Genomic DNA, 8,144 nt, shown 5'->3' with positions numbered 1-8,144 from the left:
TACGGGGATGACGGAAGAAGCCCAAGTGGGGAGGTCTGCTGCGCGAGCTACTTCGAAAAGCGCGCGCCCTGCGGGCGCGAAGGTGTGTGTGGGCGAAGAGCGTGCCCTGCTGTTTTCGCGAGCGGCATGCTGGAGGTCTAGAACCTGCTCAGGGCGGCGCGGACGGCCGAGGCGAAGCGGCGTGGGGCTGTGGCGTCGGTTTGGCGGAAGCCCAGGGATGGCTCGACCAGCTCCAGTTCGAGCAGTAGGGGCGAGCCGTCGGAGTCCGTCACCAGGTCCACCCGCGCGTAGAGGAAGTCGGTGCGGTGCAAGCCCAGGTGGGTTGCCGCCGCGTCCAGGGCATCTTCGGCCACGCGGTGCTGCGGGCCGGTCGGGTGGGCGCCTGACAAGCGTTCCACGATGTACAAGCCCGACTCGTCGTACTCGGCGTCCTTGGTCAGCATCGCGCCCTTGGTGAAGGCGTGCGAGTACTGGCCGCCGAGGTACACCAACGCCGTCTCGCCGACCGCGTCCACGGCCGCCTGGTACGGCTGCACCAGGGCCGGGCCGTCGAGGGAAGCCAGGTGGGCCGAGGCCGTCTCGAAGTCGCCGGGCGAGACGCGCAGCGCGCCCCGGGAGCCGGAGCCGATCGTGGGTTTGATCACGAACTCGCCGGAAGGCCAGTCGGAGAAACCCGGCGAAGCCAACGCCGTGGGCACCACGGGCACGCCCGAGCGGGCCAGGTCGAGCATGTAGGTCTTGTCGGTGTTCCACGGCACGACGGCCGCCGGGTTGGCCAGCGCCGGCACCGAGGCGCACCACGCCAGGAACTCGTCGCGCCGCTCGGGGTAGTCCCACGTCGACCGCAGGACCACCAGATCGGCCGTCTCCCCCGAACCCCACACCGACCACGACGCGTCCACGCCGACGTCGGCCAACGCGCCGACCAAGGCGTCGTCGTCGCCGTCGCCGGTGGGCAGGGAAGCGCAGCTGGCCAGGAGAACCTTCACCTGCTCAGCCTAACCACCCGAAGATCGGCGGTCAGATCGACCAGGGGGACGCCATCTTGCGGCGGTGGGCCGGGCCGATCCTGGTGGCCGCGGTGGTCTCGCGGTCCCAGTCGTGCTGTTCCAGGTCCGTCACCGCCGACACCAGGGCCTCCGCCGCGGCCACGTCCGGGAGCACCACGTCGCCCATCGCGCCGTCGTCGCCGACGAGCACCACGCGTGCCCCCGCACGGCCGATGTTCTGCACCACCGCGCGGGCCGGCTTGCCGTGTTCCGCGACGAACCGCGATGCCGTCTTCACCGCCGCGCCGACCTTCTTGTCCTCAGCCACCCGACAAGACTAGAACCTGCGGGTAACTTCCGTGCACGTGACCGAAACCACCACCACCCACGACCTGGTCGGCGAGTTCCTCACCTGGCACTTCGACCGCAACCCGGGTACCGCCGCGATGCTGGGCTCGCCGGCGCACGACCGGACCCTCGGCGACTTCAGCGCCACCGCCCTGGCCGAGCAGGAACGCGAGGCGGGCGGCTGGCTCGACCGGTTCGCCGCGCTGCGCACCGACGACCTGGAGGAATCGGTCGACCGCGACCTGGTCGTGGCCGTCCTCCGGGGCGTGCGGGCCAAGGCGGAGTGGCCGGCGTGGCGGCGCGACCCGTCGACCTACTCCTCGGCCGTGCTGTACCCGCTGTTCACCGCCTTCCTGCACCGGCTGCGGCCCGAGCCGGAGCTGGTGGACAGCGTCATCGCGCGGCTGGCCGAGGTGCCCGCGCTGCTGGCGCACGCCGAGCGCAACCTCGACCCGGACCTCGCCGCGCCCAAGATCGTCGAACGGGCCGCCGCCCAGGCCGGGACCGGCCGCGCGTTCCTCACCGGCACCCTGCCCGCCGAGGTGACCGACCCGGACCTGCGGGCGAAGCTCGCCGAGGCCGCCGAACCGGCCGCCGCCGCGTTCGACCGGTTCGCCGCCTTCCTGGCCGAGTTCGCGGGCAAGGCCCGCGGTGACTGGCGGATGGGCGAGGCCCGGTACTCCCGGCTGCTGCTGGAGCAGGAGGTCCTGGGCTACGGCGCGGGCGAGCTGCACGAGCGTGGCCGGGTCGCGTACGCCGAGCTGGAACTGGAGATGAAGCGCCTGGCCGGCACCGACGACTGGCACTCGGTGATGGTCGCCCTCCAGGACGACCACCCGCCCACGCCGGAGGCGATGCGCGCGGAGTACGAGGCCGAGACGCTGCGGGCGCGGGCGTTCCTGGTCGAGCGCGGCCTGGTGACGCTGGCCGACGGCGAGGAGTGCCGGGTGGTGCCGTCGCCGACGTTCCAGCGGCCGGTGCTGTCCGTGGCCTCCTACATGTCCCCCGCGCCGCTGACCGACGGCCGCGTCGGGCACTTCTTCGTGCCGTGGCCGCCGGAGGGCTTCACCGCCGAGCAGACCGAGCAGCGGCTGCGCACCAACTCGCGCGCCCAGCTGGCCACGATCGCCGTGCACGAGGCCTACCCCGGCCACCACTGGCACCTGTCGTGGCTGGCCGCGCAGGACCGGCCGGTGCGCAAGGTGTTCCGCACTCCTTACTTCTCCGAGGGCTGGGCGCTGTACGCGGAGAAGCTGCTGCGCGAGCACGGCTACTTCACCGCCGAGCAGGTCGGCGACGAGCGCAAAGCCCACGCCCAGGAGCTGGCGCACGTCGAGGCACGGCTGTTCCGCGCGGCGCGGATGATCGTGGACACCGCGCTGCACTGCGGCGACATGACCGTCGAGCAGGCGGAGCAGTTCATGACGACCAAGGCGTCGCTCACGCCGGGCACGGCGCACGGCGAGGTCACCCGGTACTGCGCGTGGCCGACCCAGGCGCCCTCGTACCTGACCGGCGCGCTGGAGATCGAGAAGATCCGCGACGAGTTCACCGGGACGCAGCGGGAGTTCCACGACAAGCTCGCAGGGTCGGGCGCGCTGCCGCTGGGCCTCGCGCGCCGGGTCGCTCTCGGCGGGTGAGACGCGGAACAGGCGGGGGCCCGCGCGAGTTGGCGTGGGAGAAGCGACGAACGACGGAGGACGGCTGACATGCCCAAGGCAGTGGTGGTGCGCACGACCGGCGGACCCGAGGCGCTGGAGTTCGGCGAGGTCGAGGCGCGCACACCGGGCTCGGGTGAGCTGCTGGTGGACGTGGCCGCGGCCGGCGTCAACTACATCGACACCTACCAGCGCGAGGGCCGCTACCCGCTGCCCCTGCCCTTCGGCCTCGGGCTGGAGGGCGCGGGCCGGGTCGCGGCGGTCGGGCCGGACGTGACCGGGGTCGCGGTCGGCGACCGGGTCGCGTGGGCGCACGGACAGGGCAGCTACGCGGAGCAGGTGGTCGTGCCGGCGGCGGCGGCCGTGCCGGTGCCCGACGGCGTGGACGACGACACGGCCGCGGCGCTGTTGTTGCAGGGCATGACCGCGCACTACCTGGTGGCCTCGACGTACCCGGTGCAGGAGGGCGACACGGTCCTGGTGCACGCCGCCGCGGGCGGGGTCGGCCTCCTGCTGGTGCAGCTGGCCAAGGCGCGCGGGGGCCGGGTGATCGCCACGGTGTCCACGGAGGCCAAGGAGGCGCTGGCGCGGGAGGCGGGCGCGGACGAGGTGATCCGGTACGACCAGGTCGACTTCGCCCCGGTCGTGCGGGAGCTGACCGGCGGGCAGGGCGTGGCGGCGGTGTACGACGGCGTCGGCGCGTCGACGTTCGACGGCAGCCTGGCGAGCCTGAAGCCGCGCGGGTACCTGGTGCTGTTCGGCGCGTCCAGCGGGCCGGTGCCGCCGCTGGACCCGCAGCGCCTCAACCACGCCGGGTCGGTGTACCTGACCCGTCCGTCGCTGGGCGCCTACACGGCGAACCGCGAGGAGCTGGAGTGGCGGGCGCGGGAGCTGTTCGCGGCCGTGGAGGCGGGCGCGTTGGAGATCCGCATCGGGGGCCGCTACCCGCTGGCCGACGCCCGGAAGGCGCACGAGGACCTCGAAGGCCGCCGCACCACGGGCAAGTTGTTGCTGGTGCCGTGAGCCGCCCGCTTCGCGTGCCCGACGCGGTGTCGGGCACGCGAAGCGGGGTGCGCGTCGGTCAGCCCTGGACCTTGACGGCGTCCACGACGAAGATCAGCGTCTCGCCGGGCTGGATGGTGCCCTTGCCGTCCGGGTAGCCCTTCTCCGGCGGGACCACCAGCAGGCGGCGCCCACCTTCCTTCAGGCCGATCAGGCCCTCGTTCCAGCCCTCGATCACGCGGGCCTGGCCGATGTTCTCCAGCGGGAACGGCTTGCCCGCGTCCCAGGAGGCCTCGCGGGTCTTGCGGTCGCGGAAGGTGGCCAGGACGTAGTGCAGCTCGGCGGTCGAACCCTGCTTGATCTCCGCGCCGGTGCCCTCGGTGAGGTCCTTGACCAGCAGGCCGTCCTGCGGCTTGCAGCCGGTCGGCACGGTGATCGCGGGCTTCGCGCCGGGCGCGCCGGTCACCTGGTACTGGGTCGGCTCGCACGGGGGGCCGGTGGGCGTGGGCAGGGCCTGCGCCTGCTCCTCGCTCGTCGCGGTGGCGGGGGCCGACGGGGTGGTGGTCTGGGTGGACGGCCGGTCGCTCGCGGTGCACGCGGTCAGCACCAGACCGGCGGACAACAGGGGCACGAGAGCCAGGGCCGTACGGCCGACAGTACGCATGGTGGCAAACCTTATGGGGCGGGGCCGGCGGCCGTGCCGCCAGGCCCACCAGCAGGCGCAACGCCGGTCACGGTGCGCTGTTCTTGATCTTTGAATGAAACCGCAAATGTGCCACTAATTACCGCTATCGCAGTTCGGGGGCCGAGCGTACAGTAACTCCGCGCACTTGATCGGATACTGACGGCATTCGGCCTTTCGGGTGCAAGGCCGAAGGAGGTGACCCATCGTGTCCGCGAAGCCGATCGGCGATCGCGGCAACCTGTTGCGGGAATTGTTCTGGACCAGGACAGGTCTGCTCCTGCTGATCCTCGTGGTGGCCGCCGGGACGAGCCTGGCCATTTCCAGCACGATGGACCCGGGTCCGCTGCGGAACTTCGTGCTGTCGGTCGGCACCGGCACCATGATCTCCGCCGTGGTCAGCTTCACCCAAACCCTGATCACCAGCACGGCGGCACAACGCGCCCTGGTCACGCCGGTGGTCGAGGAGAGCCGCAAGGCGCTGCGCGAGCTGACCGCCGAGTACCGGGCGCTGGACCGCGAGTTCTTCCCCACCCACGTGTTCGAGCCGACCGCCCGGCCGGACCCGGTGTTCAACCAGCTGATGATGCAGGACCTGGACCGCACCCGGCTCTACGGGTTCCGGGGCTTCACCGGCCGGTACGCGGCCTGCCGGGTGCTGCTGTCGCAGGCGGAGTGCGAGCTCCGCGCCGTCCTCGCCGACCCGCGGGACGACGACGCCATCAGCGGCCGGGGCCGGTACCTGCTGCGGCACGAGGGTGCGGACGGCGATTACGACACCATCGCCGACCGGCTGCGGGAGCAGATCTCGATCGGCCTGGTGGGCCTGTTCCTGGCCCGGAACCGGTGTTCCCGGATCGACCTGACGATCGTGTCGGACCCTCCGCTGGACCGCCTGGAACTGTTCGACGACAGTGCGTGGCTCACCCTCTACAGCAACACCAGCGCGGGCGTCGTCCGGCTTTACCCGCGCACCCTGCGTTTTTCCGAGGGGTCGTTCCTCTACGGCATGGAACGCGCCGAGTTCCTGCGCATCAGCAATTCCAAGGCAGGGCTCCACGTCGTCATCACGCCGAGCACCACGCGGTCCGACTTCCTCGTCCTCTTCGAGAAGATCACCGGCGCCCCGCTGACGGCGGAGGGATTCCGCGAGCTCGAAGAGAAGTTCCACGCCTTCCGCCGGGAATTCTCCACGTTCGCTCAGCTTGGGAGCTGATCCTGCCGTGTTCACCGAGTCCGCCGGGTGCTCCGCCCTCGCGGAGCTGGCCACGATCGTCGCCGTGGCCGACCGCCCCGTCACCGACTCCACCGCCCTCGGTCCCCGCGTCGTCGGCACCCCTGTCGCCGACCACTGGGCACGCGTCGAGCAGCGGTTCCGGGAGTGGGCGGGGCGGCCGGGCCTGCGGGACAGATTGCGCACGCACCTGCGCTCGCTCTCGCCACGCGAAGAGATGCGCGTGGCCGCCAGATCGCGCGAGACCACCACGCACTTCGCGTGGTGCCTGCGCGACGAGCCGGCCGAGCCGTTCACGTTCTGGCTGCACGAGTACAAGCCGCAGCAGGACTGGCGGCAGGGGTACGCCGACTCCATCCACAACCACCGCTACCACTTCTGCACGGTCCTGCTCGCCGGTTCCTACCTGCACGAGCGCTTCGACGCGCGGCTCGCGCCCGACGGCGGGTCGATCGTGGACACCACCCTGCTGCGCAGCACCGAGGCCGTCGAGGGTGACGCCGGGACGATGCTGGCCCACGAGTTCCACCGCATCCCCAAGGCCGCGGACGACACGCTGACCTTCCTGGTCAAGAGCCGCGCGGTCCAGCCGTGGAGCCTGTCGTTCGACCCGGACACCCGGACCAGCCACCGGCACGTGCCCGTGGAGTCCAGGTTGGAGGAACTGACGAACACCCTCTAAGGATCACCACCCCGCCTTACCATCGGCCCACCCGGCACGGGAGGGTCCGATGAGCACGGTCTCGGCGAGGTCGATCTCCGAGGTGGAGTCCCAGGTCTGGCGCCTGTGCCACGACCTGGCGGCGAAGTTGCAGTTCCACGGCTGGCACCACGTCAGCTTCGTGCGCGACAAAGCAGTCCACTTCGCCCAGCGCAACGGCGCGGACGTCGCGCTGGTCGAAGTGGCCGCTTTGGTCCACGACGTGAACTACATGGTCCGGAAGAACTCGTTGCCAGTGGACGGTCGGGACTTGCGACTGTCCATCCTGGCGCGGGCGGACGTGTGCCCCGAGGTGGCGTGCCGCGTGGACGCCGTGGTCGAAGAGGCCGAGATGCGGACGCGGCACCGGGACATCTCCTTGGAGGCGCAGGCCCTGTCGGACGCGGACACGCTGTTCAAGGCCCTGCCGGTGACGCCGGTGGTGCTCGCGCCCAAGTACCTGGAGGAGAACGGCATCACGCTCCGGGAGCTGGCGCACAAGATCGTCGGCGAACAGCAGGCGAAAGCTGACGACGGGTACTACTTCTACGACCCGGAAGCGGCGGCCACGTACTCGCGCTGGGCCACGGCCAACCTGGAACTGTGGCAGTGCATCGTAGAATCGTTGAACGATCCTACGGTCGACCGACTACTGACCGCTGTGTCCTAAACCCGATCCGGCCGGATTTACTCCGTTCGCGCACAGAAATTGGTCCGAACACCCACGTAAGGCCACGGACCGTGGCCCGTCCCACACCCGTGAAGCCGCGGCGCGCGACCGCGGTGGGGGTGGAGGTGCCCGGTGTTCGCCGACGACAGGACGGTCCCGTTACCCGAAACGGTCACGCCGGAAACAGTACGAGCCGCCCTGGCAGGCGACCGCCGCTCGGTGGACCGCCTGCTGTCGGTCGTCCGCCCCGCCGTCCTCCGCTACTGCCGAGCCCGCCTGGGCTCGGGCGCGGCAGACGACGTGGCCCAAGAGGTCTGCCTGGCCGTCCTCCAAGCCCTCCCCCGCTACCAGGACCAGGGCCGCCCCTTCCTGGCCTTCGTCTACGGCATCGCCTCCCACAAGGTCGCCGACGCCCACCGCTCCAACGCCCGAAACCGCTCCGACCCGATGGCCGATGTCCCGGATGGTCCGGTGCTGGACGCGGGGCCGGAGGCATTGGTGCTGCGGGGGGAGTTGTCGGAGGAGATGTCGCGGTTGTTGGATCTGCTGCCTGCGAAGCAGCGGGAGATCTTGGTGCTGCGGGTCGTGGTGGGGTTGTCGGCGGAGGAGACGGCGGATGCGGTCGAGTCGACGCCGGGCGCGGTGCGGGTGGCTCAACACCGGGCATTGACGCGGCTGCGCAAGGCAGTGATGGATAACATGGCCTGCCTTTAACCGACACACAACGCCCGACTTCTCGCCGCGCGCGCAAAGCTCGACTTTCGGCGCGCACGCAACACGGCCCTTCCGCGCGCAGCGCGCACTTCGCGCGCGGAGCGCGCGGTAGGTGTTACCTACAAGTGGAGGGCCTCGGTTCCCCCA

9 protein-coding genes are annotated in these 8,144 nt (G+C 71.1%); 6 read left to right on the top strand and 3 right to left on the bottom strand.

The window, feature by feature from the left end; translation table 11 throughout:
• Positions 1-137 precede the first annotated feature (137 nt).
• Both WBN91_RS38140 and WBN91_RS38135 read right to left on the bottom strand, forming a co-directional pair.
• Positions 138-989: an ATP-grasp domain-containing protein gene (locus WBN91_RS38140; RefSeq protein ID WP_337724478.1), complete on the bottom strand. Its 852-nt coding sequence runs from the start codon at positions 987-989 to the stop codon at positions 138-140.
• A gap of 31 nt (positions 990-1,020) precedes the next feature.
• A complete protein-coding gene (locus WBN91_RS38135; RefSeq protein ID WP_337724477.1) occupies positions 1,021-1,317 on the bottom strand; it encodes a hypothetical protein in 297 nt (98 codons plus the stop codon).
• A gap of 37 nt (positions 1,318-1,354) precedes the next feature.
• Here WBN91_RS38135 and WBN91_RS38130 point away from each other — a divergent pair, with 37 nt between their 5' ends.
• Together WBN91_RS38130 and WBN91_RS38125 are read left to right on the top strand one after the other, a co-directional pair.
• Entirely contained in the window at positions 1,355-2,977 is a 1,623-nt protein-coding gene (locus WBN91_RS38130) for a DUF885 domain-containing protein (RefSeq protein WP_337724476.1), read from the top strand.
• Positions 2,978-3,046: 69 nt separating this feature from the next.
• Positions 3,047-4,018, top strand: a complete 972-nt coding sequence (locus WBN91_RS38125; protein ID WP_337724475.1) for a quinone oxidoreductase family protein — start codon at positions 3,047-3,049, stop codon at positions 4,016-4,018.
• Between the two features lie 58 nt (positions 4,019-4,076).
• On the opposite strand, the gene WBN91_RS38120 is transcribed toward WBN91_RS38125, so the two are convergent.
• Positions 4,077-4,661 (bottom strand): FKBP-type peptidyl-prolyl cis-trans isomerase, encoded by a 585-nt coding sequence (locus WBN91_RS38120; RefSeq protein WP_337724474.1) that lies wholly within the window; start codon positions 4,659-4,661, stop codon positions 4,077-4,079.
• 226 nt (positions 4,662-4,887) lie between these two features.
• Here WBN91_RS38120 and WBN91_RS38115 point away from each other — a divergent pair, with 226 nt between their 5' ends.
• From WBN91_RS38115 to WBN91_RS38100, 4 genes are all read left to right on the top strand, one after another.
• Complete coding sequence (locus WBN91_RS38115; RefSeq protein ID WP_337724473.1) at positions 4,888-5,895, top strand: hypothetical protein; 1,008 nt, start codon at positions 4,888-4,890, stop codon at positions 5,893-5,895.
• A gap of 64 nt (positions 5,896-5,959) precedes the next feature.
• Positions 5,960-6,595, top strand: coding sequence for a hypothetical protein (locus tag WBN91_RS38110; protein ID WP_337724482.1), 636 nt, complete (start codon positions 5,960-5,962; stop codon positions 6,593-6,595).
• A 49-nt stretch (positions 6,596-6,644) separates the two neighbouring features.
• Positions 6,645-7,283: an HD family phosphohydrolase gene (locus tag WBN91_RS38105; protein WP_337724472.1), complete on the top strand. Its 639-nt coding sequence runs from the start codon at positions 6,645-6,647 to the stop codon at positions 7,281-7,283.
• A gap of 132 nt (positions 7,284-7,415) precedes the next feature.
• Positions 7,416-7,997, top strand: a complete 582-nt coding sequence (locus WBN91_RS38100) for a sigma-70 family RNA polymerase sigma factor (RefSeq protein ID WP_337724471.1) — start codon at positions 7,416-7,418, stop codon at positions 7,995-7,997.
• Positions 7,998-8,144 lie beyond the last annotated feature (147 nt).

Origin of the sequence: Saccharothrix sp. CCNWYY140 (assembly GCF_037401995.1) — a bacterium.
Lineage (GTDB): Bacteria > Actinomycetota > Actinomycetes > Mycobacteriales > Pseudonocardiaceae > Actinosynnema.
Note: the sequence above shows the minus strand (reverse complement) of the source record. Positions and strands in the feature narration are given on the sequence as shown.